This window comes from Massilia hydrophila, assembly GCF_020208145.1.
In the GTDB taxonomy this organism is placed as follows: Bacteria; Pseudomonadota; Gammaproteobacteria; order Burkholderiales; family Burkholderiaceae_D; genus Telluria; species Telluria hydrophila.
On the sequence record NZ_JAHYBX010000002.1, the window covers coordinates 462,910 to 488,326 of the forward strand.

At 67.4% G+C, this 25,417-nt stretch carries 19 protein-coding genes and 1 tRNA gene; 15 read left to right on the forward strand and 5 right to left on the reverse strand.

What is annotated here, in order from left to right:
- Positions 1 to 195: 195 nt before the first annotated feature.
- Positions 196 to 2,535: a penicillin-binding protein 1A gene (locus LE190_RS09245; protein WP_225238412.1), complete on the reverse strand. Its 2,340-nt coding sequence runs from the start codon at positions 2,533 to 2,535 to the stop codon at positions 196 to 198.
- Positions 2,536 to 2,899: 364 nt separating this feature from the next.
- Here LE190_RS09245 and LE190_RS09250 point away from each other — a divergent pair, with 364 nt between their 5' ends.
- The 8 genes from LE190_RS09250 to LE190_RS09285 all read left to right on the forward strand — a co-directional run bounded on the left by LE190_RS09250 (position 2,900) and on the right by LE190_RS09285 (position 13,208).
- Positions 2,900 to 3,979 carry a pilus assembly protein PilM gene (locus LE190_RS09250; protein ID WP_225238413.1) on the forward strand — a complete coding sequence of 360 codons (1,080 nt, stop codon included), beginning with the start codon at positions 2,900 to 2,902 and terminating at the stop codon, positions 3,977 to 3,979.
- Positions 3,976 to 4,614, forward strand: coding sequence for a PilN domain-containing protein (locus LE190_RS09255; RefSeq protein WP_225238414.1), 639 nt, complete (start codon positions 3,976 to 3,978; stop codon positions 4,612 to 4,614). The genes LE190_RS09250 and LE190_RS09255 overlap by 4 nt, the downstream gene beginning before the upstream one ends.
- A 3-nt stretch (positions 4,615 to 4,617) precedes the next feature.
- Positions 4,618 to 5,352, forward strand: a complete 735-nt coding sequence (locus LE190_RS09260) for a type IV pilus inner membrane component PilO (protein ID WP_224946817.1) — start codon at positions 4,618 to 4,620, stop codon at positions 5,350 to 5,352.
- Complete coding sequence (locus LE190_RS09265; protein ID WP_225238415.1) at positions 5,349 to 5,891, forward strand: pilus assembly protein PilP; 543 nt, start codon at positions 5,349 to 5,351, stop codon at positions 5,889 to 5,891. Before LE190_RS09260 ends, LE190_RS09265 begins: the two co-directional genes overlap by 4 nt.
- A complete protein-coding gene (locus LE190_RS09270; protein ID WP_225238416.1) occupies positions 5,888 to 8,092 on the forward strand; it encodes a type IV pilus secretin PilQ in 2,205 nt (734 codons plus the stop codon). Before LE190_RS09265 ends, LE190_RS09270 begins: the two co-directional genes overlap by 4 nt.
- A 63-nt stretch (positions 8,093 to 8,155) precedes the next feature.
- Positions 8,156 to 10,291, forward strand: coding sequence for an Ig-like domain-containing protein (locus tag LE190_RS09275; protein WP_225238417.1), 2,136 nt, complete (start codon positions 8,156 to 8,158; stop codon positions 10,289 to 10,291).
- 125 nt (positions 10,292 to 10,416) lie between these two features.
- Complete coding sequence (aroKB, locus tag LE190_RS09280; protein WP_229517063.1) at positions 10,417 to 12,060, forward strand: bifunctional shikimate kinase/3-dehydroquinate synthase AroKB; 1,644 nt, start codon at positions 10,417 to 10,419, stop codon at positions 12,058 to 12,060.
- Positions 12,061 to 12,062: 2 nt separating this feature from the next.
- Positions 12,063 to 13,208, forward strand: coding sequence for a deoxyguanosinetriphosphate triphosphohydrolase (locus tag LE190_RS09285; protein WP_225238418.1), 1,146 nt, complete (start codon positions 12,063 to 12,065; stop codon positions 13,206 to 13,208).
- 25 nt (positions 13,209 to 13,233) lie between these two features.
- Here LE190_RS09285 and mutY read toward each other — a convergent pair whose 3' ends face one another.
- The 3 genes from mutY to mutM are packed head-to-tail and all read right to left on the reverse strand — an operon-like array spanning position 13,234 to position 17,152.
- Positions 13,234 to 14,352, reverse strand: coding sequence for an A/G-specific adenine glycosylase (gene mutY / locus LE190_RS09290; RefSeq protein WP_225238419.1), 1,119 nt, complete (start codon positions 14,350 to 14,352; stop codon positions 13,234 to 13,236).
- On the reverse strand, positions 14,349 to 16,298 hold the full coding sequence (locus LE190_RS09295; protein ID WP_225238420.1) for a dynamin family protein: 1,950 nt from the start codon (positions 16,296 to 16,298) through the stop codon (positions 14,349 to 14,351). Before LE190_RS09295 ends, mutY begins: the two co-directional genes overlap by 4 nt.
- Before the next feature lie 14 nt (positions 16,299 to 16,312).
- Positions 16,313 to 17,152 carry a bifunctional DNA-formamidopyrimidine glycosylase/DNA-(apurinic or apyrimidinic site) lyase gene (gene mutM / locus LE190_RS09300; RefSeq protein ID WP_225238421.1) on the reverse strand — a complete coding sequence of 280 codons (840 nt, stop codon included), beginning with the start codon at positions 17,150 to 17,152 and terminating at the stop codon, positions 16,313 to 16,315.
- A gap of 89 nt (positions 17,153 to 17,241) precedes the next feature.
- On the opposite strand from mutM, the gene LE190_RS09305 reads away from it, so the two are divergent.
- The 7 genes from LE190_RS09305 to pth all read left to right on the forward strand — a co-directional run bounded on the left by LE190_RS09305 (position 17,242) and on the right by pth (position 23,514).
- A complete protein-coding gene (locus tag LE190_RS09305) occupies positions 17,242 to 19,083 on the forward strand; it encodes a tetratricopeptide repeat protein (protein ID WP_225238422.1) in 1,842 nt (613 codons plus the stop codon).
- A gap of 50 nt (positions 19,084 to 19,133) precedes the next feature.
- Complete coding sequence (locus tag LE190_RS09310; protein WP_225238423.1) at positions 19,134 to 19,739, forward strand: outer membrane lipoprotein LolB; 606 nt, start codon at positions 19,134 to 19,136, stop codon at positions 19,737 to 19,739.
- Positions 19,740 to 19,746: 7 nt separating this feature from the next.
- Complete coding sequence (ispE, locus tag LE190_RS09315) at positions 19,747 to 20,658, forward strand: 4-(cytidine 5'-diphospho)-2-C-methyl-D-erythritol kinase (protein ID WP_225238424.1); 912 nt, start codon at positions 19,747 to 19,749, stop codon at positions 20,656 to 20,658.
- Between the two features lie 67 nt (positions 20,659 to 20,725).
- Positions 20,726 to 20,802 (forward strand) — tRNA-Gln (locus LE190_RS09320).
- Between the two features lie 141 nt (positions 20,803 to 20,943).
- Positions 20,944 to 21,894 (forward strand): ribose-phosphate pyrophosphokinase, encoded by a 951-nt coding sequence (locus LE190_RS09325; RefSeq protein ID WP_224946828.1) that lies wholly within the window; start codon positions 20,944 to 20,946, stop codon positions 21,892 to 21,894.
- Between the two features lie 197 nt (positions 21,895 to 22,091).
- Entirely contained in the window at positions 22,092 to 22,676 is a 585-nt protein-coding gene (locus LE190_RS09330; RefSeq protein WP_224946829.1) for a 50S ribosomal protein L25/general stress protein Ctc, read from the forward strand.
- Between the two features lie 253 nt (positions 22,677 to 22,929).
- Positions 22,930 to 23,514, forward strand: a complete 585-nt coding sequence (pth, locus tag LE190_RS09335; RefSeq protein ID WP_225238425.1) for an aminoacyl-tRNA hydrolase — start codon at positions 22,930 to 22,932, stop codon at positions 23,512 to 23,514.
- Positions 23,515 to 23,538: 24 nt separating this feature from the next.
- Here the strand turns inward: pth and LE190_RS09340 are convergent, their stop codons facing one another.
- The gene (locus LE190_RS09340) at positions 23,539 to 25,410 is read right to left on the reverse strand and encodes a DUF3857 domain-containing transglutaminase family protein (protein ID WP_225238426.1); all 1,872 of its coding nucleotides are present in this window, start codon (positions 25,408 to 25,410) and stop codon (positions 23,539 to 23,541) included.
- Positions 25,411 to 25,417 lie beyond the last annotated feature (7 nt).

Below are 25,417 nucleotides of genomic sequence, written 5' to 3' on the forward strand. Positions count from 1 at the left end.
TTCCTTTTGGGAACATTCATTTGCGCAACATATCATGAGCTAAACCTATGGCGCCATGCGCTTTTGTCCTAACTGCCGAAATCGGGAAAAGTTATTCGCCGCGGATAGGATTGCTGTGTTCCTGCCACAATTTGCAGGGAGCGCAAAAAAAATGGCGGCCCTTGGAGCCGCCAATTCCCAGCAACTGTTCACCAATCAGAACAGCTCGTTCCTGACCGCATCGCGTTGCTTCTGCTCGCTTGGCGCCGGCGGCGGTCCGACATCCAGGGTCTGCACCCCGGTGCCCGGCGGATTCTCCGCGTAGTAGTACTCGCCGTTGGCCATGATCAGCCCCGGCGGCACTTCGCGCTCGACCGTCGCCTCGCCCTTGAGCGCCTTGCCCATGTAGCTGATCCAGATCGGCAGCGCCAGGCCGCCGCCGGTTTCCCGGTTGCCGAGGTTCTTCGGCTGGTCGTAGCCGATCCAGGCGACACCCACCAGCTTTGGCTGGTAGCCGGCGAACCAGGCGTCGATCGAATCGTTGGTGGTGCCGGTCTTGCCGGCCAGGTCGGTGCGCTTGAGCGCCATGGCCTTGGTCGCGGTGCCATGGCGTACCACGTCCTTCAGCATGCTGTCGACCAGGAAGGCATTGCGCGCATCGATCACGCGGTTGGCCTCGACGCCGGCGCGCTCCGGACGCGCTTCCGACAGCACCTTGCCGTCGCTGTCGGTCACCTTCGAGATGATGTAGGGGCTGATGCGGTAGCCGCCGTTGGCGAACACCGCGTAGGCGCCGGCCATCTGCAGCGGCGTGGTCGATCCCGCGCCCAGGGCCAGGGTCAGGTAGGCCGGGTTGCGCTCGGCGTCGAAGCCGAAGCGGGTCGCGAATTCCTGGCCATAGCGCGCGCCGATCTTGTTCAGGATGCGGATCGAGACCATGTTCTTCGATTGCGTCAGCCCGCGCCGCATGGTGATCGGGCCTTCGTAGCGGTTGTCGTAGTTCTTCGGCTCCCAGGCCTGGCCGCCGGTCTGGCCGGCATCGAACGAGATCGGGGCGTCGTTGATGACGGTCGACGGCGACAGGCCGCGTTCCAGCGAAGCCGAGTAGATGAAGGGCTTGAACGAAGAGCCCGGCTGGCGCCAGGCCTGGGTCACATGGTTGAACTTGTTGCGGTTGAAGTCGAAGCCGCCCACCAGCGCGCGGATCGCGCCGTCCTCGGTGCTGGCCGCAACGAAGGCCGATTCGACTTCCGGCATCTGGGTGATGATCCATTTCGATTCGTCGTCCTGCATCACCCGGATCACGGCGCCGCGGCGCACGCGGCGGTTCGGTGCCGCCTTGTCCGACAGCCAGGCCTTGGCGAAGGACAGGCCGGCGCCGGTGATGTCGATGGTCTCGCCGGAGGCGATGGTGGCCGTCACCTTCGACGGCGAGGCCTGCAGCACGATGGCGGCCACGATGTTGTCGCTGTCCGGGTGCTCGGCCAGCTCGGCCTCGATCGCTTCGTCCGCTTCCGCCTTGTCGCCCGGGATCTCGATATAGGCTTCCGGCCCGCGGTACGGGTGGCGGCGCTCGTACTCCATCACGCCGCGGCGCACCGCCAGGTAGGCCGCGTCCTGGTCGGCCTTGGTGATGGTGGTGAACACGTTCAGGCCGCGCGTGTAGGTGTCTTCCTTGAACTGTTCGTAGACCAGCTGGCGCGCCATCTCGGCCACGTATTCGGCGTGCACGCCGAAGGCGGTGCTGTCGGTCTTGATCTTCAGCGGTTCTTCCTTCGCCTGCTGGTACTGGGCATCGGTAATGTAGCCAAGCGAATGCATGCGCTGCAGGATGTACTGCTGGCGGGTCTTGGCGCGGGTCGGGTTGACCACCGGGTTGTAGGCGGACGGCGCCTTCGGCAGGCCGGCCAGCATCGCCGCTTCGGCCACGGTGATGTCGCGCAGGTCCTTGCCGAAGTAGATCTGGGCCGCCGACTGGAAGCCGAAGGCGCGCTGGCCCAGGTAGATCTGGTTCATGTACAGCTCGAGGATCTGGTCCTTGGAGAGGTTCTTCTCGATCTTCCAGGCCAGCATGGCTTCATAGGCCTTGCGCTTGAAGGTCTGTTCCGAGGACAGGAAGAAGTTGCGCGCCACCTGCTGGGTGATGGTGGACGCGCCCTGGCGCGAGCCGCCGGTGGCGTTCTTGAAGGCCGCGCGCAGGATGCCCCAGTAGTCGATGCCGCTGTGCTCGTAGAAACGGTCGTCCTCGATCGAGAGCACGGCCTTCTTCATCACGTCCGGGATGTCCTTGAAATGGACCAGGGTGCGGCGCTCTTCGCCGAACTCGCCGATCAGGACGTTGTCGGCGGTGAAGATCCGCAGCGGCATCTTGGGCCGGTAGTCGGTGATGGTGTCGAGCGCGGGCAGGTTCGGGTAAGCCATCGCGAGCGCGAATACCAGTACCAGCACGCCGATGACGGCCAGGCCCGTGACCGCGCCGAGCGCCATCAGGATCAGGCGCTTGGGAGTGTATTTCGACGGCGCTGCTGCCGTACCGGACGCTTGTTTCTGTTTCATGCTGACTTTCGCAAATAGGCTGTGCGCAACGCTTCATTATAAGACAGGCCTTTTGGCGCTGACACGCGCACTGCTGAGCCAAGGCTTAAGCCAGCGCAATACCACCCGACAAGCCCCGAGATATCAAGCAAATAAGGGTCGTGGCAGGGGTGATAACACCTGGTGCCAGAGTGTGGCGTGGACGCGCCGCAATGAGGTGTTCCCCCACAGAAATTTCTTGTCGGGGTGCATCCTTTTCGCTACGATCTAACGCGGTGCCTCATAAATATGCACCAAGTACCGGTTTTAACAGAGAAATTCCCACCCGGGCGTTCAACATCAGGTTTTCCGCATCAGGCGGGAAGGGCAGTCAAGGAGTACGCTCGTGATCAATCTAGGTTCCTTGTTCGGGAAGTCCAATCCGCCGATGGTCGGGCTCGATATCAGCACGTCGGGCGTGCGTCTGGTCGAGCTGGGCGAGGCCGGCAAGGGTGAACTGCGCCTGGAGCGCTATGCCACCGAGCCGCTGCCGCGCGGGGCGGTCGTGGACGGCAACATCGAAAACATCGAACAGGTCTCCGAAGCCGTGCGCCGGGTCTGGAAGAAGAGCGGTACCCGTGCCCGCCACGTGGCGCTGGGCATGCCGCCGGCCGCGGTGATCACCAAGAAGATCATCCTGCCGGCCGGCCTGTCGGAAGACCAGCTGGAAGTGCAGGTGGAGTCGGAAGCCAGCCAGTACATCCCGTTCGCGCTGGATGAGGTGAGCCTCGACTTCGACGTCATCGGCCAGGCCCCGCATGCGCAGGAAGACATGGAAGTCATGCTGGCTGCTGCGCGCCGCGAAAAGGTCGAGGACCGGGTCGCGATCGCCGAGGCGGCCGGCCTTACCGCCATCGTGATGGACATCGAATCCTATGCCGCGCGCGCCGCGCTCGACCGCGCCACGCGCGGCCGCGCCGGCATTGCGAAGCCGGAGCAGATTGTGGCCCTGTTCCAGATCGGTGCCCAGTCCACCCACGTGTCGGTGCTGCAGGACGGCGAGACCATCTACGAGCGCGAGCAGCCCTTCGGCGGCAACCAGCTGACCCAGGATATCGTGCGTGCCTATGGCCTGTCGTTCGAGGAGGCGGAAACCCGCAAGAAGAGCGGCGACCTGCCCGAGAACTACCGCGCCGACCTGCTCGCGCCCTTCCTGGAAAGCGCGGCGCTGGAAGTCACGCGCGCGATCCAGTTCTTCTTCACCTCCACGCCCTACACCCGTATCGACGAGCTGTACCTGGCCGGCGGCTGCGCCGCGCTGCCCGGCCTGCTCGAGCTGATCGGCAGCCGCACCCGCATCCCGAGCAGCATCGTCGCGCCCTTCGAGGGCATGGCCTTCGGCGCGCCGGTGCGCGAACAGCAGCTGCGCCAGGAAGGTGCGGCCTACCTGGTCGCCTGCGGCCTGGCCCTGCGGAGGTTCGCTTGAATATCCGCATTAACCTGTTACCCCACCGCGAAGCGCGGCGCAAGCAGAAGCAGGCCGCCTTCGTCGCCCTGCTGGCGGCGGGCGCCGTGGCCGGCGCCGCCGTGGTGCTGCTGGTCGGCGCCTGGAATGCCAGCCGCATCGCGGTCCAGAACCAGCGCAACCTGGTGCTCAAGACGGCCAGCGCGGAACTGGACAAGAAGATCGGCGAGATCCGCACCCTGAAGGAAGAGATCGAGGCCCTGAAGGCGCGCCAGCAGGCGGTCGAGGACCTGCAGGGCGACCGTAACCAGTCGGTCTACCTGCTCGACGAACTGGTGCGCCAGACGCCGGAAGGGGTGGTCCTGAAATCCTTCCGCCAGGATGGCCGCAAGGTCACGCTGAGCGGCTATGCGCAGTCGCAGGAGCGGGTCTCCGAACTGCTGCGCAACGTGTCCGGTCCGTCGCCCTGGCTGGAAGCGCCGAACCTGACCGAAATCAAGGCCACCACGCTCGACAAGAGCAAGACCGGCCGCAAGGTCGTCGAGTTCCAGGTGGACGTGGCGCTCAAGCGCCCGCGCGAACAGGACGCGGCCGGCGACGGCACCGGCGCGGCGTCGCCCAAGCTCGCGAAAGCGGCGCCGCAGGAGCGCGACTGACCCATGAATATCGATCTCAAAGACCTCGGCGCCCGCTTCGCGGCCCAGTTCCAGGACCTGCAGGGGCGCCAGCCCGGCCAGTGGCCGCTGGCGCCGCGCCTGCTGTGCGCGGCCGGCGTGATGGCGGCGGTCGTCGGCCTCGGCTACTTCTTCTACTGGGACGATCAGTTCACCCGCCAGAAGAAGGGCGCCAGCGAGGAAGCGTCGCTGCGCACCGAGTACCGCAGCAAGATGGCGCAGGCGATCAACCTCGAAGCCCTGCAGCAGCAGAAGGTGCAGGTCGACCAGTACGTCGAGCGCCTCGAAAAGCAGCTGCCGAACAAGTCGGAGATGGCGGACCTGCTGTCTGACATCAACCAGGCGGGCGTCGGCCGCGGCCTGCAGTTCGAGCTGTTCAAGCCGGGCGCCGAAGTCATCCGCGACTACTACGCCGAGCAGCCGATCGACATCAAGGTGACCGGCAAGTACAACGACGTGGGTGCCTTCGCCGCCGACATGGCCAACCTGCCGCGCATCGTCACGCTCAACAACATGGCGATGGAGCTGAAGGACGGCGTGCTGTCGCTGCAGGCGGTGGCCAAGACCTTCCGCTACCTCGACCCGGACGAGATCAGCGCGCAGAAGAAGGCGCGCGACGAGCGCAAGGGCAAGGGCAAGAAAGGCAAGAAGGGCAAGGGCAAGGACGCCGATGCGGACAGCGACGGCAAGGCCGGCGCAAGCAAGGGAAAACGGAAATGATGCGGCTGCGACTACTGGCTGCCCTCGGCGCGGCCCTGCTGCTGGCCGGTTGCGGCGACGGCGACGTGCAGGAAGTGCGCGACTGGATGAAGAAGGTCGAGCGCGAAACGGTGCCGGCGGTGAAGCCGCTGCCGGAACCGAAGGATTTCGTGCCCTACGCCTATCAGCCGGGCACCGCCATCGAGCCTTTCAGCGAAACCAAGCTGCTCAACGAGCTGGCGCGGGTGGCGGCCAACAGCCCCAACCCGCTGCAGCCGGACGCCGGACGCGTGCGCGAAGTGCTCGAGAACTACCCGCTCGACACCATGCGCATGGTCGGCACGCTGCAGAAGGCCGGGGTGAATTACGCGCTGGTCCAGATCGATGCCTCGATCTTCCAGGTCAAGGCCGGCCAGCGCATCGGACAGAATCACGGGTTGGTCACGCGCGTCAGCGAAGGCGCGATCGACATCAGGGAAGTCGTGCAGGACCCCACCGGCGACTGGGTGGCGCGCAAGGCGACCATCGAGCTGGCGGACAGCAAGGAGAGCAGCAAATGAGCCCACGCATGAACCATCGCAGCACCATCCGCCTCGCGGCGCCGGCCTGGCTGGCACGCGGCGCCTCGTTCTGCCTCGCGCTCCTGCTGGCGCTGGGCGCCGGCGCGGCCGCGGCCCAGGGCAATGCCATCGAATCGATCACGGCCAACCAGCAGGGCGGCAACGTGGTCCTGCACATCGCCATGCGCGAGGCGCCGGCGCGCGCGCCGATCGGCTTCGCGATCACCAATCCGGCCCGCATCGCGCTCGACTTCGGCGCCACCGCCAACGCTACCGGCAAGCAGTCCCAGGACGTCAACCTGGGCGATGTGCGCGGCCTGAACCTGGTCCAGGCCGGCGAACGCACCCGCCTGGTGCTGAACCTGGCGCGGCCGCTGAACTATGCCACCGCCATCGACGGCAAGTCGGTGATGGTCACCATCGAAGGCTCGGGCGCCGTGGCCCAGGCCGTGAATGCGGCGGGTCAGGCAGCACCGCGCGCCCAATTGCCTCCCACTGGTCGGCAATTGCTGCGCGACCTCGACTTCCGCCGCGGCAGCAATGGCGAGGGCCGGGTCGTGGTCGACCTGCCGCACGGCCAGGTCGGCGTCGACGTGCGCCAGGCCGGCAACCAGGTGATCGTCGACTTCCTGCGCACCGGCCTGCCGGAATCGCTGCGCCGGCGCCTGGACGTGAGCGACTTCGGCACCCCGGTCACGCGTGTGAGCACCGCCGCCCAGGGCGAGAACGTGCGCATGACCATCGAGGCCCAGGGCGCCTGGGAACAGTCGGTGTACCAGAGCGACACCCAGCTGATCGTGGACGTGCGTCCGGTCAAGGAAGACCCGAACCGCCCGGGCGGCGGCAACGCCACCGGCTACCGCGGCGAGAAACTATCGTTCAACTTCCAGAACGTCGAAGTGCGCGCCGCCCTGCAGGCGATCGCCGACATTTCGGGCCTGAACATCATCACCAGCGACTCCGTCACCGGCAACCTGACCCTGCGCCTGCGCGACGTGCCCTGGGACCAGGCGCTCGACGTAGTGCTGCAGGCTAAAGGCCTGGACATGCGCAAGAACGGCAACGTGCTGTGGATCGCGCCCAAGGAAGAACTGCTGACCAAGGAAAAGCTCGAGCTCGAGCAGCGTGCCCAGATCGCCGACCTCGAGCCGCTGCGCTCCGAGATCTTCCAGCTCAACTACCAGAAGGTGGAAGCCTTCCGCACGGTGTTCGGCCTGGACGCCAACGGCGCCGCCGCCACCGGCAGCGACGCTGGCCGCAACCGCGTGCTGTCGCGCCGCGGCAGCGCCATCATCGACCCGCGCACCAACCAGCTGTTCGTGACCGACATCGCGTCCAAGATCGAGGATATCCGCAAGCTGATCCAGAAGACCGACGTCGCCTCGAAGCAGGTGATGATCGAGGCGCGCCTGGTGGAAGCGAACGACGGCTTCTCGCGCAACCTCGGCGCCAAGCTCGGATTCAACGACATGCGCGCCCTGCGCGGCGGCAACCAGGGTTACGGCATTGGCGGCAATAACCGGGTTGCCATTGGTGGCAACTTGACCGGTGTCGGCCAGGACACGCTGCAGACCCCGGACAAAGGCGACGCCTACACTAACACCACGCTGGTGAACCTGCCTGCGGCGGCAATCAACGGCGTCAACCCGGCAAACATCGCGTTCTCGCTGTTCTCGTCGGCGGACAACCGGTTCCTTAACCTGGAGCTGTCGGCGCTGGAAGCCGACGGCAAGGGCAAGATCATCTCCAACCCGCGCGTGGTCACCGAGGACAAGCAGATCGCCGTGATCGAGCAGGGCATCGAGCTGCCCTACCAGGTCGCCACCAGCAGCGGCGCGACTTCGATCACGTTCAAGAAGGCCAACCTGCGCCTGGAAGTGACGCCGCAGATCACCCCGGACGGCAACGTCGTGCTCGAGGTCGACGTCAACAAGGACTCCAAGGGCGAGGAAACCCGGGCCGGACCGGCGATCAACACCCAGCACGTGAAGACCAAGGTGATGGTGGAAAACGGTGGCACGGTGGTGCTGGGCGGGATCTACCAGCAGACCGAGCGCAATAACGAGAACAAGGTGCCGCTGCTGGGCGACGTGCCGGTGCTGGGCTACCTGTTCAAGACCACCGGCCGCGAAAGCACCAAGACCGAATTGCTGGTGTTCATCACGCCGAAGATCGTGACCGACGCCGCAGCCGGGCGCTGATCCGCCCCTTTTGCCTCCCTGGCCAGACAACGCGACATCACAACAACAAGGAAGAACAGATTCATGCACCATACAGCGAAACAGGAGGTCCTGGCCACGCTCGGCCGCTGGACCGCGATCGGGCTCGTGGCGGCCAGCCTGGCAGCCTGCGGCGGCGGCGGCGGTAATCCCGGCACCACGGTCGGCGGCGGCTCGGGTACGGGTGGCGGCGGTACCGGCGGTGGCGGCACCGGCGGCGGCACCCCGGTCACGGTCGAGCCGAAGCTCACGCTGGCGCTGGTCGACGGCAGCGGCGCCACGGTCACCTCGCTGTCCGGCGGGCAGAGCGCCAGCGTCAAGGCGACCGTGCTGGACGCGGCCGGCAAGCCGGCCGCGAACGCCATCGTCCAGTTCGCGGCCAGCGCCAGCAGCCTGGTCGTGTTCACGCCGGAAACCGGTTCGGCCCTGACCGATGCGAATGGCGTGGCCGTGGTCAGCGTCAAGCCGGCCAGCGTCAGCTCGGCCGGCGCCACCGCCATCACCGCTACCTCCGTCATCGGCGGCAAGACCGCCACCGCCAGCAGCAACATCGCGGTGGGCGCGGCGCCACTGACGCTCGGCACACTATCCTTCTCGCCGGCCCCGAGCGGCACCCTGCCGGCCTTCAGCACGGTCTCGCTGAGCATCCCGGTCACCAGCGGCGGCCAGCCGGCCACCTCGATCTCGGGCCTGTCCATGAACTCGCTGTGCGTGGGCGACGGCACCGCCACCCTGGTGCCGGGCAGCTTCGCCAACGGCATCCAGACCGCCACCTACACGAATAACGGCTGCCTGCGCGGGCGCGACACCATCAGCGTCGCGATCGGCAACTCGACCCAGACCATCAGCCTGGACGTGGGCGCGGCCAACATTGGCGCGATCCAGTTCTCGGGCAGCAGCGTGTCGGGCAGCTCGATCGTGCTGAAAGGCTCGGGCGGCCAGGGCCGCACCGAGGCGGCCCAGATCACCTTCCGCGTGGTCGACCAGCACGGCAACGGCCTGGCGGGCGTGGACGTGAACTTCGGCGCCACCACCTATACCGGCGGACTGACGGTGTCGCCGACCCGCGCCACCACCGACAGCACGGGCTCGGTATCGACCATGGTGTCCTCGGGCACGGTGCCGACCCCGGTGCGCGTGATCGCCGAAGCCACCCGCAACGGCGTCAAGATCAGCGGCCTGTCGGACACCCTGACTGTCTCCACCGGCCTGCCGATCCAGCGCTTCATGTCGATGAGCGCCGAGAAGTTCAACATCGAAGGCCTCGACTACGACAACGAGACGACCGACATCACGGTGCTGCTGGCCGACCAGTACGGCAACCCGGTGTCGGACAACACGGCGATCAACTTCGTCACCGAAGGCGGGGCGGTCGGCACTTCGGCCCAGGGCGCCTGCGTGACCAAGGGGGGCGCCTGCACGGTGGCTTTGCGCAGCCAGGCCTTCAAGCCGGTCAACGGCCGTGTCACGGTGCTGGCCTACCTGCAGGGCGTGGAAGACTTCACCGATTCGAACGGCGACGGCCAGTACTCCTGCACCGGCTACAGCGGCAGCACGCCTTACCGTCCACTGGTGGACAGCTGCCCGTCGGGCGGCGAGCCCTTCGTCGACCAGGGCGACCCGTTCCTCGACACCGGCAGCCACGCCGTGGTGTACGGCCAGCCGGCCAAGAAAGACAGCCTGGACGGCAGCTATGAAGCGGCCAAGGGCGACCTGCCGTTCCCGTTCAACCGTAGCAGCTACAGCGCGGCCGGCGACAGCAAGTGGGGCCTGAACTATATCCGCCGCTCGCTCGAAATCGTGTTCAGCGGTTCCGACACCACCATGGTGCGCCAGGTCTGCACCACGGACGGCTGCCGCGACTGGACCGCGGCCGATGGCGACCCGGCGGTGGTGCAGGGCGTGGCCGGTTCCAGCTGCAGCCCGCAGACGATCGCGGTGCGCCTGTTCGACAGGAACAACAACCCGCTGCCTTTCAACACCCGGGTCACCGCCAGCGACAGCACCAAGATCTCGGTGTCGACCTTCCTGCCGGATGCGGTCGCCTCGACCAATACAATCGGCGGCACCATCCACTACCTGACCGTCAAGCCGAACACGACCTGTGAGTCCGGCAGCTTCATGGTGCGCGTGGAAACCCCGAAGGGCAAGGTGACGGGCTTCACCTTCAAGTCGAACTAAGCAGCAAGCAACGCGCATTGTTGGCGTTACCGAAGGCGGCCAGTCTATACTGGCCGTCTTTTTTCATTTCTGCGGACCTGGCAGTGCCTCATCCCAAGAACAACAACCTTTTCCTGGTCGGCCTGATGGGAGCGGGCAAGACCACCATCGGACGCCAGCTGGCGCGCCGGCTCGGCATGCGCTTCGTCGATTCCGACCACGAGATCGAAGCGCGCACCGGGGCCTCGATCCCCTGGATCTTCGAGATCGAGGGCGAGGCCAGTTTTCGGCGGCGCGAAGCGGACATGATCCGCACCCTGACGGCCCAGCAGGGCCTGGTGCTGGCCACCGGGGGCGGCGCCGTGCTGAACCCGGCCAGCCGCGCGCTGCTGGCCGAGCGTGGCACCGTGATCTACCTGCGCGCGGCGATCGGCAGCATCCTGCAGCGCACCTCGCACGACAAGAACCGTCCGCTGCTGCAGACCGCCGACCCGCGCGCCAAACTGGAACAACTGCTGGCCGAGCGCGACCCGCTGTACCGCGAAATTGCGGACCTGGTCATCGATACCGGCCGACCTAACGTACAATCGATGGTACAGACCATACTCGACCAGCTGGCGGCAGGGGAGGCGGCGCATGTTGCCTCCCGCGCGCAGCGGCTGGCAAGCGATCCGATGAACGCAACGAACCAGGCAGCATCCACCATCCTCAACGTCGAACTGGGCGAACGCAGCTACCCGATCAGCATCGGGCGCGGCCTGCTCGACGACGCCGCGCTGCTCGGGCGCCACATCGACGGCGGCAAGGCCGCCATCGTCACCAACACCACCGTGGCGCCGCTCTACCTCGGCAAGGTGGCCGGCGCGCTGCGCGCCGGGGGCCACGACGTGGTCGAGATCGTGCTGCCGGACGGCGAGGAGCACAAGCACTGGGCGTCGCTCAACCTGGTGTTCGACGCGCTGCTCGCCAACAAGTGCGACCGCAAGACCACGGTCGTGGCCCTGGGCGGCGGCGTGATCGGCGACCTGGCCGGCTTTGCCGCCAGCAGCTACATGCGCGGCGTGCCTTTCGTGCAGGTGCCGACCACGCTGCTGTCCCAGGTCGACTCCTCGGTGGGCGGCAAGACCGGCATCAACCACCCGCTGGGCAAGAACATGATCGGCGCCTTCTACCAGCCGCGCGCCGTGATCGCCGACACCGCCACCCTGGACAGCCTGCCGCCGCGCGAGCTCGCCGCCGGCCTGGCCGAGGTGATCAAGCATGGCGCCATCCTGGACGCCGCCTATTTCGACTGGATCGAGGCCAACATCGGCAAGCTGGTGGCGCGCGAGCCGGAGGCGATGGCCTACGCCATCGCGCGCTCGTGCGAGATCAAGGCCGAGGTGGTGCGCAAGGACGAGCGCGAAGGCGGCCTGCGCGCCGTGCTGAATTTCGGCCATACCTTCGGCCACGCGATCGAGGCCGGCCTGGGCTTCGGCACCTGGCTGCACGGCGAGGCGGTCGGCTGCGGCATGGTGATGGCGGCCGACCTGTCGGCCCGCCTGGGCCTGGTCGACGAGGCCACGGTCGAGCGGGTGCGCGCCCTGGTGGCAGCCGCCGGCCTGCCGGTTGCCGCGCCCGACCTCGGCCTGGAGCGCTGGATCGAGCTGATGGCGGTGGACAAGAAGAACGAGGGCGGGGAGATCAAGTTCATCCTGCTCAAGCCCCTCGGCAGCCCGGCGATCACGACGGTGCCGCCGGAGATCCTGAAGGAGACCCTGGCCGCCTGCGTGGCCCCGAACAAGGAGTGACGATGGACTTCGCGCTGGATTTCGACGCCCACCTGGCCCCCTATGCCGCGCACTCGTCGAAGTCGCACGGCCGCATGCACATCGAGCCGCCCGCAGGCTCGCGCAGCGAGTTCCAGCGCGACCGCGACCGCATCATCCACTCCACGGCCTTTCGCCGCCTGGAATACAAGACCCAGGTCTTCCTGAACCACGAGGGCGACCTGTTTCGCACCCGTCTCACGCATTCGATCGAGGTGGCGCAGATCGGCCGCACGCTGGCGCGCAGCCTGCGTTTGAACGAAGACCTGGTCGAGGCCACCGCGCTGGCGCACGACCTCGGGCACACGCCCTTCGGCCACGTGGGCCAGGACGTGCTCAACGAATGCATGAAGGACTATGGCGGCTTCGAGCATAACCTGCAGAGCCTGCGCGTGGTGGACGAGCTGGAAGAGCACTACGGCGCCTTCGACGGGCTGAACCTGACTTTCGAGACGCGCGAAGGCATCCTCAAGCACTGCTCGCTGGCCAATGCGCGCCAGCTGGGCGAGCTGGGACGGCGCTTCATGGAGCGCAGCCAGCCCAGCCTGGAAGCGCAGCTGACCAACCTGGCCGACGAGATCGCGTACAACAACCACGATATCGACGACGGCCTGCGTTCCGGCCTGCTCACCATGGCGCAGATGGAGGAAGTGGAACTGTTCGCGCGCCACCGGCACACGGTGGAAACCCAGTACCCGGGGCTGCCGGGCCGGCGCGCGCTGTACGAGACGATCCGCCTGATGATCACGGCGATGACGGCCGACCTGGTCGAGACCTCGCGCGCGCTGCTGCTGGAGGCGGCGCCGCAGAGCATCGAGGACGTGCGCGCCTCGCAGCCCCTGATCCGCTTCTCGCCGCAGATGCGGGCCGAGACCACCGCCCTGAAGCGCTTCCTGTATGCCAACCTGTACCGCCACTGCCAGGTGAACCGGATGCGGGTCAAGGCCAGCCGCATCGTGCGCGAGCTGTTCGACGCCTTCCTGGCCGACCCGGTGCTGCTGCCGAACGACTACCAGGTCGAGGGCGACCCGCTGCGCCAGGCACGCAAGATCGCGGACTACATCGCCGGGATGACCGACCGCTATGCGATCCGGGAGCACCGGCGCATCTTCTCGCTCGACCATTTCTGAGCGCCGCCGGGCGCCCGGGATAGCGTCAGCCGAACAGGCCGGGCGCCGCCAGTTCCTGCAGCAGCTTTTTGACCGGCGCCGGCAGCGGCGCCGCCTCGATCGTGTGCAGGTCCCACCACAGGTGCCTGACGCTCGCGCCGCCACGCCGCGCCAGCGTCACCTGCCACGGGTGGATGTGCAGCTTGTAGTGCGTGAACACGTGCACCAGCGGGCGCAGCGCCTGCAGCTCTTCCACGGTACCGTAGGCGCCCGCCGCCGCCAGCACCTCGGGCGCGGTCACGGCCTCCAGCTCCGCGCCGAGATGGCCGTCGACCTCCGGCAGCGACAGCAGGCCGCCCCAGATGCCGCTGGCGGGCCGCTGTTCGAGCAGCACCTGGCCGCGGTCGATCACGACCAGCAGCGCGGCACGTTTCTCGGGCGTGGTCTTTTTCGGCTTGCGCACCGGGAGCTCGGCCGTGCGGCCGGTGGCGTAGGCGACGCAGCGCGCCTGCAGCGGGCAGCGGGCGCAATCGGGGCGGCTGCGGGTGCACAGGGTGGCGCCCAGGTCCATCAGTCCCTGCGTATAGGCTTGCATGCCACGCTCCGGCAGCAGCGCGTCGGCGCGCCGCCACAATGCATCCTCGACCCGCTTCTCGCCCGGATACTGGTCAATGCCGAACACCCGCGCGAACACGCGCTTGACGTTCCCGTCCAGGATCGCGGCGCGCACCCCGCTGGAGAAGGCGGCGATCGCGGCCGCCGTCGAGCGTCCGATGCCCGGCAGCCCGGCCAGCAGCGCCGGGTCGCTCGGGAATACGCCGCCGTAGTCCTGCACCACGCGCTTCGCACAGGCGTGCAGGTTGCGCGCGCGGGTGTAGTAGCCCAGGCCGCTCCAGTGCGCCATCACGTCCTCGCCCGGTGCCTCGGCCAGTGCCTGCACGGTGGGAAAGCGTTCCAGGAAGCGCGCGTAGTAGCCGAGTACCGCCGCCACCTGGGTCTGCTGCAGCATGATCTCGGACAGCCAGATGCGGTAGGCGTCGGTGGTGTTCTGCCAGGGGAGGCTGTGGCGCCCGTGGATGCGCTGCCAGTCGATCACGGCTTGCGAGAAGCCGGGATCGGCCAGCTGCTCGGATCCGGCCAGGCCGAATCGGGTCAGTTGGTTCATGCGGGTTCGGTTTCCTGTGCGGTGCTGGCGGCGGGAACGGCGTCGAGCGGCGCGTCCAGCGCTGCCTCGACCTGCGCCGCCAGCGCGGCCAGGCGGACGCGCTCCCCTTCCAGCGCCAGCTGGGTCGCTTCGAAGGCGGCGATCTTCTGTTCCAGGCTGTCGGTGGCCTCGAAGATGCGGCCGATCGAGGCCTGGCGCTGGCGCAGGCCGTCGCGGTGCTGGCGGATCGCCGTTTCCAGCGGCGCCATGATCGTTTTCAGCCAGGCTTCGGCGTCGGTGTTGGCGGCGCGGAAGATGTCGCGCACGCGCGAGGCGATCGAGTCGAAGAAACGCGCCAGCAGCGTCGCGCGGCTGTTCATGAGCAGGGTGGCGGTGCCGAACTGCTTCAGGAACAGGGTCTCGACCTCGTCCAGTTCGCGGCCGTAGCGTGCCAGCGAGAGCGGCATCGGGCCGGCCAGGCTCAGGCCGTGTTCGGCCGAGAACCGGCGCACCATGCTGTCCATCATGGCGCCGATCTCGGCCACCTTGCCGGACGAGGCATCGAGGTTGGTGCGCATCGCCGCGAAATAGCTGCGCACCGGGGCCCGCATGCCGGTCGCGAAGCGCGCCGCCTGCATCGCCGCGCGCACCGCGTCGGTCTGCGCGCCGACGCTGTCCATGCCCAGCGTCGAATACAGCTCGGTGGACAGGCGCGCGAACACGGCGCGCGTGCCCTGCAGCTTGAACAGGCTGGCGTCGAATTCCTTTTTCTCCAGCTCGATGCGGCGCATCATGTGCGCGATCACGCCCTGGTTCTTGCCGCGCAGGCTCTTGAGCTCCTGCAGCTGCTCGACCAGGTCGCGCGTGCGCGCCGCGCCAAGGGCCTGCTGGCCGGCGGCCAGCACGGCCAGGTCGGCGCGCAGCTGGCGCGCGACCAGTTCGCGGCGTGCCGGGATCAGGTCGTGGAACAGGGCCGCTTCCAGCGCGCCCAGGCGGCTTTTCTCGACCAGGCCCATGTCGCCGTTGATCTTGCCGACCAGGGCTTTCTGGGCCGACACCGGATACACGCGCCCACCGTCCAGGCCCAGCAGCCGCGCCACCTCGCCCTGCTGGCGCGCGATCTCGGCCTCGTTCTCGGCGGGGGTGCGCAGTTCGTCCCACATCGCGTCGATCTTGTTCAGCACCGCCAGCCGCCCGGGTCCGCCGCCGATGTGGGTGCGCCAGACCTCGATGTCGCTCTTGGTGACGCCGGTTTCGGCGGCCAGCACGAACAGCACCGCGTGCGCATTCGGGATCAGCCTCAGGGTGAGTTCGGGCTCGGTGCCGATCGCGTTCAGGCCCGGGGTGTCGAGGATCACCAGGCCCTGCTTGAGCAGGGGATGGGGCAGGTTGATGATGGCGTGGCGCCAGCGCGGAATCTCCACCGTGCCGTCCGGCCCCAGGCTGTGGGCGCCGTCCGGGTCTTCCGGATCCCACAGGCCGTAGCTTTCGGCCTCGGCGGCCGGCACCCGGCGCGTCTGGCTCACCTGGCGGAAGGCTTCGCCCATGCGTTCCGGCGCGGCGAGGTCGAGTTCCAGCACCGTCCAGCTGTCCGGGTCGGCGCGGAAATCGCTGGTGGACAGGTGCTGGACCCGGGTCTCGATCGGCAGCAGGCGGATGCAGGGCGGCAGCGCCGGGTCGTACAGCAGTTCGGTCGGGCACATCGTGGTGCGGCCGGCGCTGGACGGCAGGATGCGCTGGCCATAGTCGGCAAAGAAGATCGCGTTGATCAGCTCGGATTTACCACGCGAGAACTCGGCCACGAAGGCCACCGACAGGCGCTCCTCGCGCAGCCGCGCCAGGGCCTGCTCCAGCTGGCTGGCGCCGGCGTCGTCGATCAGCGCGGTCTCGCGCAGTGCGGCGCCATACGCCTGCAGCGCGCTCGCGGCGGCGGCGCGCCATGCACCATAGTGTTGAAAATCCTGCATTGTCCTGGACCCGTTCAGCGTTGGCACTGCGCGCAGTAGAAGGTCGAGCGCTGGCCCTGCTTGATCTGGCGGACCGGCTCTCCACAGTTGCGGCAAGGCACTCCAGCACGATCATAGACGAAATATGTCTGCTGGAAATATCCGGATTGGCCATTCACTGCAATAAAGTCCTTCAGCGTGCTGCCGCCCTGCACGATGGCGGCGGCGAGGATGTCCTTGATCGCCTCGGCCAAGCGCTCGTAGCGGGCGCGGCTGATGCGCGAAGCGGCCGTCTTCGGGTTGATCCCGGCGCGAAACAGGCTCTCGCAGGCATAGATGTTGCCGACACCGACCACGATGTCGCCCGCCAGCAGCACCTGCTTGATCGGCGCGCTGCGCTTGCGCGTGGCGCGCCACAGCAGTTCGCCCGAGAAGCCTTCGCCGAGCGGCTCGACGCCGAGGCCGCGCAGCAGCAGGTGGGCATCCAGTGCGCCTTCCTCGTGGCCATGCCAGAGCACGGCGCCGAAGCGGCGCGGGTCGTGCAGGCGCAGCACCTGCGTGCTGCCCGCGTCCGGCCCGGCCACCACCAGGTCGACGTGGTCGTGCTTGCGCGGCTCGACGCCCGGCGGCAGCACGCGCAGGTGGCCGGACATGCCGAGGTGGATGATCAGGGTGCCGTGCTCGAATTCGATCAGCAGGTACTTGCCGCGGCGGCCCGTGCCCAAAATACGGCGCCCGGCCAGCAGCGCCGGCAGGGCGGGCGGGAAAGGCCAGCGCAGGCCTTCGCGGCGCAAGACCACCTGTTGCACGACGCGGCCTTCGAGATGGGGCGCGACACCGCGCCGGGTGACTTCTACTTCTGGCAATTCGGGCATGGGGAAGGGGATTCGTGTAAATTCTGCAGTGCACGCGGGCGCATGCTTGAGCGTAGAATCAGACAACATCTCAGAATCCCGGACTTGCCTTGAAAAACGCTTTCGCCATTGTAACCCTCTCCAGTCTCCTGGCGGCATGCGCTGTCGCGCCCCAGCCACCTGCGTCCGTCGCCGGCGCCGCCCAGGCCGCGTCGGATACGCCCCTGGCCGCCGAGGCGGCCGCGCAGGACGAGGACGAGCAGCCTGGCGAGGACGCCGGCGAGGAAGCGCAGCAGGCGAAGGCGCACGCCGAGGAAGAGGCGCGCCTGCCGAAGGTGACGCTGACTAGCAGCATGCTGAACCAGTTACTTAAGGCCGAGTTCGCGTTTCGCAAGGGCGACTGGCAGGGGCCTTACCTGACCATGCTGTCGCTGGCCCAGCAGACGCGCGACCCGCGCCTGGCGCGGCGCGCGGCCGAGATGGCGGTGGCGGCGCGCCAGGGCGACGATACCCTGGCTGCGGTGCGCCTGTGGCGCGAGCTCGATCCGCAATCGGACGAGGCGACCCAGTACTTCGTCGGCCTGGTGGTTACCTCGGACAACATCGCGGACGCCGAGCCGATCTTCGCCGAGCGCCTGCGCCTGTCGGCGCCGGACAAGCGCGGCGTGCTGCTGTTCCAGATCCAGCAGATGCTGGGCCGCGCCAAGGACAAGGAAGCCGCCGCCGCCATGCTCGAGCGCGTGATCGCGCCCTACGACGGCAGCTTCGAGGTCCACATCGTGCGCGCCCAGGCGGCGCTGGGACGGGGCGACAAGGAAGCGGCCCAGCGCGCGGCCCACGCCGCGCTGGTGGCGAAACCCGATTCCGAGATCGCGGTGCTGATGCTGGCCCAGGTGCTGGACGACGACGCCAAGGTGGCCCCGATGCTGGAAGGCTTCCTGCAGACCCACCCGGACGCGCGCGAGGTGCGCGCGGCCCACGCCCGGGTGCTGGTCAACCAGAAGCGCTATCCGCAGGCGCGCGCCCAGTTCGAGGCGCTGCTCAAGGCGCGTCCGGAGGATGCCGGCAACCTGTACGCGCTGGGCGTGCTGGCCACCCAGATGAACGACATGGCCGCCGCCGAATCCTATTTCACGCGCTTTGTCGCCGTGCTCGGGCGCGATCCCGAGGACGAACGCGACCCGACCCGCGCGCTGCTGATCCTGGCGCAGATCGCGGAGGAGCGCGACGATTACCCGGCCGCCCAGGCCTGGCTGGAAAAGGTTCCGGCCGGCACCGAGCCGCAGCTGCTGCTCAGCGCCCAGCTGCGCCGCGCCCAGGTGCTCGGCAAGCAGGGCGACCTGGCTGGCGGACGCAAGCTGCTGGCGGGCCTGAAGCCGACCGAGCCGGCCCAGCAGGCCCAGGTGGCGGTGGCCGAGGTCCAGCTGCTGCGCGATGCCGGCCGCGTGCTGGAAGCGTATTCGCTGATGGAAGGCGCGGTCCGCCGCTTCCCGAAGAATCCCGACCTGCTGTACGACTTCGCGCTGCTGGCCGAGAAGATCGGCCGGGTCGACGTGATGGAAAAGGCATTGCGCGAAGTGATGACGCTGGCGCCGGACAACCACCACGCCTACAACGCCCTCGGCTATTCGCTGGCCGAGCGCAACGTGCGCCTGAACGAAGCCCTTGCGCTGGTCACCAGGGCGCTCGAGATGGCGCCGGGCGACCCCTTCATCATGGACAGCATGGGCTGGGTGCAGTACCGCCTGGGCAAGCTGGACGAAGCCGAGAAATACCTGCGCGATGCCTATGCGCTGCGGCGCGATCCGGAAATCGCGGTGCACCTGGGCGAGGTGCTGTTCCAGAAAGGGCAGCAGGCCGCGGCGCAGGAATTGTGGCGCGAGGCGCGCGCCAAGGATCCGCAGAACGACACGCTGCGCAGCACGCTGGCGCGCCTGCGCCAGAGCTTGTGAAATAATCCAGCTCCCGCAAACCTCCCCTGAAGCCGATGCCGCCGCCGTCCATGCCGATCACCCGACGCCTCACCCTGTTCGCGATTTGCGCTGCCTTCGCCGCCCTGGCCGGCTGCGCCAGCACCAGCACCAACCTCGCCACCGTGGGCGCCTACCGCGACAGCATCGACCTGGGCGGCCGATTGTCGGTCAATTACCAGAAGGGCGGCAGCGTGGAGTCGCTCAACGGCAGCTTCGACTGGTCGCAGCAGCCGGGCCGCGTCGACGTCACGCTTTCCAATCCGCTGGGACAGACGGTGGCCACCATCGCCGTCACGCCGCAGTCGGCCACGCTGACCCAGGCCGGCCGCGCGCCCGTGACCGAAGCCGACATCGACACGCTCACCCAGCGCACGCTCGGCTGGCCGCTGCCGGTGTCCGGCCTGCGCGACTGGCTGCAGGGCTATGCGGTGGATGCGCAGGGCCAGCGCTTCGCCGCTTCGCCGGCGCGCAACGAAGTCGTGACGCAGGATGGCTGGCGCCTGCGCTTCGTTGAATGGCAGAACCCGGATGCGGCCCAGCCGGCGCCGCGCGTGATCCACGCCAGCCGCGCCGCGGTCGGCGATATCCAGGACCTGGCAATCCGCATCGTGATCAATCCGGCAGGGCAGGGCTGAGAGACACATGCGTTCGCTGCACCATTGCCTGGCTCCGGCCAAGCTCAATCTGTTCCTGCACGTCGTCGGCCGCCGCGCCGACGGCTTCCACCTGCTGCAAAGCGTGTTCCAGCTGATCGACCATGGCGACGTCCTGCACTTCGACCTGCGTCCGGACGAGCGCATCGTGCGCAGTACCGACGTGCCCGGCGTGCCCGAGGAGCAGGACTTGATCGTGCGTGCGCTGCGCCTGCTGCAGGCGGAACATGCGCGCCGCCATGGCCGCCTGCCGCCCGGCATCGAGGTCGCGATCGAGAAGGTCCTGCCCATGGGCGGCGGGCTCGGCGGCGGTTCCTCGGACGCGGCCACCGCGCTGATGGCGGCCAACCACCTGTGGCAGGCCGGCCTGACGCAGCAGGAGCTGATGGATCTCGGCTTGCCGCTGGGCGCCGACATTCCCTTCTTCATGTTCGGCGAGACCGCTTTCGCGGAAGGCGTGGGCGAGGCGCTGCAGGCCGTGCCAGGCCCGGATTGCTGGTATGTGGTGATCGAGCCGGGCGTGTCGGTACCGACCCCCGCGATTTTTTCGGCGCCCGATTTGACGAGGAACACGACACCCGTTACAATAGCGGACTTTTCCAGCAGCCTTGTTGCTTCAGGCAAGCAATTTGACTTCGGGAAGAATGATTTGCAGGACGTGGCTGAACGCCTGTTCCCGCCGGTAGCAGAGGCGGCGACATGGTTGAAAAGCTACGGCGATGCCAGGATGACTGGCTCGGGGGCATGTGTGTTCTGTGCCTTCTCCAGCGAACATGAAGCGGACCAGGTTCTGGCGCAGGTGTCACTCAGTGGCGCGAGCGCGTGGAAAGCGTGGAAAGCCCGTTCGCTGAAGAGCCACCCGATGAAATCGCTCTTGCAGAATCAAGCAGTTATGGAATAAAATTTTGCCTGTCGCGACGTTAAGCGGTAAAATACGCAGAATGTAACGGCAAGCAGTTCAGTCGTGTAGGGGAATCGCCAAGTTGGTTAAGGCACCGGATTTTGATTCCGGCATTCCAAGGTTCGAATCCTTGTTCCCCTGCCAAAGTTTTCCTGGCTGTCGAGGCGAATGCCTCCGGCGGGAAAGAAAGCGGTGCAGCGTTCGGCCTGCATCCACAAGCTAATCAGCCGGTTCGTCCGGCTGATTGTTTTTCCAGATTCAACGTTATCTCTTGGGACTCCCTCCATGGCTTACGAAAACCTGATGGTTTTTACCGGCAACGCCAATCCGGCACTAGCAGAGGGGGTCGCTAAGAACCTCGGCATTCCTCTCGGAAAAGCAGTCGTTTCGAAGTTCTCGGACGGCGAAGTCATGGTCGAAATCAACGAGAATGTGCGTGGCAAGGATGTCTTCGTCCTGCAGTCGACCTGCGCACCGACCAACGACAACCTGATGGAACTGATGCTGATGGTCGACGCGCTCAAGCGCGCCTCGGCCGGCCGCATCACCGCCGCCATTCCTTACTTCGGCTATGCCCGCCAGGACCGCCGCCCGCGTTCGGCGCGTGTCGCGATCTCGGCCAAGGTCGTTGCCAACATGCTGGAAGAAGCCGGCGTCGAGCGCGTCCTGATCATGGACCTGCACGCCGACCAGATCCAGGGCTTCTTCGACATCCCGGTCGACAACATCTACGCGTCGCCGGTCCTGCTGGGCGACCTGCAGCGCAAGAACTACGACGACCTGCTGGTCGTGTCGCCGGACGTCGGCGGCGTGGTGCGCGCCCGCGCCCTGGCCAAGCGCCTCGGCTGCGACCTGGCGATCATCGACAAGCGCCGTCCGAAGGCGAACGTGTCGGAAGTCATGAACATCATCGGTGAAGTCGAAGGCCGTAACTGCGTGATCATGGACGACATGGTCGACACCGCGGGCACCCTGTGCAAGGCTGCCGAAGTGCTCAAGGAGCGCGGCGCCAAGAAAGTCATCGCCTACTGCACCCACCCGGTGCTGTCGGGTCCGGCCATCGACCGTATCCAGAATTCGCCGCTCGACGAACTGGTCGTCACCGACACCATCCCGCTGAGCGCCGCCGGTGCCGCCTGCACCAAGATCCGCCAGCTGACCTGCGCACCGCTGCTGGCCGAGACCTTCAAGCGGATCGTGAAGGGCGACTCGGTGATGTCGCTGTTCGTCGACTAAACAACAGATCGTCGTATTTTGCGGCGCGCCTGGCTGACGAAGCCGGCGCGCCGTTGTAACATCTTGGGTTTCCGCATTCTTGAGCGCGCTGTACGGCGCTTGTTCACGACTGCCCTGGTCGCGGGGCGGTCACCACTGGGTTGCCGGGCCGGTGTTTCGACACCGGCATGCGGGCCCGTTTATTTTTGGAGTTTCACATGAAAGTAGTCGCATTCAACCGCACTCAGCAGGGGACCGGAGCGAGCCGCCGCCTGCGCAACGCTGGCCAGACCCCGGGCATCATCTACGGTGGCGCCGAAGCCCCGCAACTGATCGCCCTGGACGGCAACGCGCTGTTCCACGCGCTCAAGAAAGAAGCGTTCCACGGTTCGATCCTGGACCTCGAAATCGAAGGCAAGACCCAGCAAGTCCTGCTGCGCGACTTCCAGATGCACGCATACAAGCAACTGGTCCTGCACGCTGACTTCCAGCGCGTCGACACCTCGAAGCCGATCCACACCAAGGTCACCCTGCACTTCGTCAACGCCGAGATCTCGCCAGCCGTCAAGCTGAGCGGTGCAGTCATCTCGCACGTGGCCAACGAACTGGAAGTGGCTTGCCTGCCGGGCAAACTGCCGGAGTTCATCGAAGTCGACCTGAGCAAGCTGGAAGCCGGCCAGTCGATCCACACCGGTGACCTGACCCTGCCGGAAGGCGTGACCGCGCTGACCCACGGCCAGAACCTGACCCTGGTGACCACCTCGATCCCGCGTGGCGCGGCATCGGCTGAAGCTGCTGAGTAATACCTTCTGAAAGCCGCTGCGGCGGCTGACCGGAAACAGAAACCCGCCGTGGCCTTGCCCGGCGGGTTTTTTGTTGCCGGCCGCGCTTTTTGTGGGGGCGGGCCCGTTCCTCTGCCCGGGCACCCTTGAACGCGTGGGCGGCGCAGGCGCAGGGGCTGATCGACTTGCTGGTAGAGCCGCCCACCCTACGAACGCTCGGCGTGCTGCTGTTTTCAGCGATAATCCTGTTTTTCCCAGAATCAAAGTAGACAGCATGCCCATCCGCCTGATCGTCGGCCTCGGCAACCCGGGCCCCGACTATGAACAAACCCGTCACAACGCCGGCTTCTGGCTGGTCGACAACCTGGCCAACTCGCTGCCGGGCTGCCGCCTGCAGCGCGAGTCGCGCTTCAACGCCCTGGTGGCCAAGACCCGCATCGCCGGCAACGAAGTGTGGCTGCTGGAGCCGCTGACCTACATGAACCGCTCCGGCCAGTCGGTGGGCGCGCTGGCGCGCTTCTACAAGATCAATCCGGATGAAGTGCTGGTCGTGCACGATGAACTGGACATGCTGCCGGGCGTGGCCAAGCTGAAGAAGGGCGGTTCCTCGGGCGGCCACAACGGACTGAAGGACATCACCGCCGCCCTCGGCACCCAGGATTACTGGCGCCTGCGCATCGGTATCGGCCATCCGCGCAGCCTCAACCTGCAGCAAGGCGTGGCCGATTTCGTGCTGCACCGCCCGCGCCGCGAGGAGCAGAGCCTGATCGAAGAATCGATCGACAAGGCGCTGCGCATCATCCCGCTGTGCTGCGAGGGCAAGATGGACGTGGCGACGATGCAATTGCATACGGCCTAAGGGCTGAGGGCCAGCCGGGGGCTCCTAGCGTCCCTGGACCACCACCTGCCCGCGCAGGTCGTGCATCATGCGCTCGAGCGGGGGCCGCATCCGGCGGTAGTCTTCCGGCGTGCAGATGGGGCCCGTATGCCGGAACTGCAGGCGCCGCTTCACCAGCACCGCGTCGCCCTGGCGCAGGTACTGCGAGCGATAGTAGAACCTGCCGTCGTCGACCACGAGCGGCTTCGGCAGCGCCAGTACCCGCGTGCGCGGCGGCAGCGCATAACGCAATTCGTCCTCGGCATCGATGGCGGGGCAAATAAAATCCACGTGTCGCTCCGGCTCGCGCCCCAGGTCGAACACGGCGTCGCCCAGCCCACCCCAGAAATTGTAGGTCGTGGCCAGCGCGACCGGTCCCGGCAGGCGCAGGAAGCCATCGGTCGTGCCCGAGAAGGCCAGCGTATACTGGTCGCCAGACGGATCCCGTTGCGGCTGTTCCGTCTCACCCGGGTCGAAGCGGCCCTCGCCCCGCTGTCCGAGCCCGGCCAGCATGCGCCGCACGAAGCCGTCGCGCTCGGCCTGGGGCGTGGCGCGCACCGCCTGCCGGTAGGATTCCGCCAGCGCGCCGCCCGTCGTGCGCCGCACCTGGAAGCGGCTGCTGCCGTCGCGCGCGATGTCGAAGCGGGTCTGCGTGCGGCTGCGCGCCGGCTGGTAGGCCGGCGTCAGCGCGAATTCGCCGCTGCCGGCCAGCAGCACCGGCTTGCCCAGCAGGGCAGGGGGCAGGAAGCCGGCGGCGACGCTGGCCGCGGTCGGGTCGAGGAACAGTTGCAGTTCCGGCACATGGACGATCACGTGGTTCAGCACGCCCAGCGTCGGCACCGCCGGCAGGCGATAGGCATGGTCGCCATTGACCAATGCCGCTTCGGCCGGCATCCCGGCCGCCGCCAGCAGGGCCTGCAGCAGCACCGCGTGGTCCTTGCAGTCGCCATAGCGGTTCGCCAGCACCGCCGCGGCCGGGTGCGGCACCACCCCGCCCGGGCCGAGGTAGACCGCGACATAGCGGATGTTGCGCCGGACCCAGTCCGACAGCGCGATGGCGCGGGCGCGCGGTTCGGCGATGCCGCGGGTGATGTCGGCGGCCAGCCTGGCGATCGCGGCATCGGGCAGGGCAGCCGGCGCGGCGCGCTGCCGGTAGGCGCGCGCGAAGGCGGGGTAGTCGGCGAAGGTCGATACCGCCAGCCGGCGGCCGTAGTCGAGGTAGCTCACCGCATCCTGCTCGCCGCGCGCGGACGCGCCATCGCCCTGGCGCCAGGCGTAGCGGCGGCGTCCGGGCGGACTCGTGGAAGGCACGGGCACGAAGCCGGCGGCATCGGCCTGCAGCGGCAGCGACAGCGGCAGGTCGTAGGTCAGGAGGAATTCCCGGTGTTCCTGCGGGGGACCCGGCCGGGCCACCGTGAAATCCTCGAACTGGCCGGGAAACAGCGGCGTGTGGCGCCGCAGGGTATAGCGCAGGGTGAGGGTATCGCCCACCGCCACGCCGGGGAAGATGACGACTTTCAGGCGCGTGTCCTGGAACATCGGCGCCTCGGCGGAGACCGCTTCCTGCTGCTCGCGGATGCCCTGCGGCCCGACCGGCAGGCGGCGTCCGTCCGGCTTGGTGGTCCAGGCCTCGATCGACAGTACCTCATCGAGCGAGGCGTTGAAGCCGATGTATTGCTCGGCATGCTGCTCCACCGCCGCCGGCGTGGCCAGGGTCTTCACCAGCTCGGCCTCGAGCCGGTAGGACCCGTTCTCCTCGACCGTGAAATGCTGGGTGTGGCGCTCGACGGCGACCGGGCGGCTGCTGCCGTCGCCGCTTGCCGCCAGGCGGCCGCAGCCGAGCACCAGGATCATGAACAGCGCAAATCGTATCGGCATGGCGGTC